Here is a 276-nt window from a genome sequence, read left to right as displayed (position 1 = left end):
ACCTGTTGGGCGACGCCCGGCAAAGACCGTATTAATAGGAGAATTGGCACCAATTTTAGCGCGAATATAGTGATAACCTAAAGGCGTACAACCTGAATCGCTAAACTGTCCAACTCCGTTAAGGGCGGTGGACACACTAAAACGAGCCACTTTGTTTTCATTAAACAAAGTCAGCTGCTGTAACTTTACATTAACTTCGATTCTGGGCTGACAAAGGGAAAATTCACTCTCTAACGAGCGTCTAAGTCCTGGTTCAAACGGCATTCACTTCACACT

1 protein-coding gene is annotated in these 276 nt (G+C 44.6%); it reads right to left on the bottom strand.

Translation table 11 applies throughout. The features are described from left to right. The coding region (locus tag A3756_RS05405) for a L,D-transpeptidase (RefSeq protein WP_197481189.1) at nt 1–264 on the bottom strand (264 nt) is incomplete at its 3' end. Nucleotides 265–276: the final 12 nt, after the last annotated feature.

Source organism: Oleiphilus sp. HI0086 (assembly GCF_001635225.1).
Note: the sequence above shows the minus strand (reverse complement) of the source record. Positions and strands in the feature narration are given on the sequence as shown.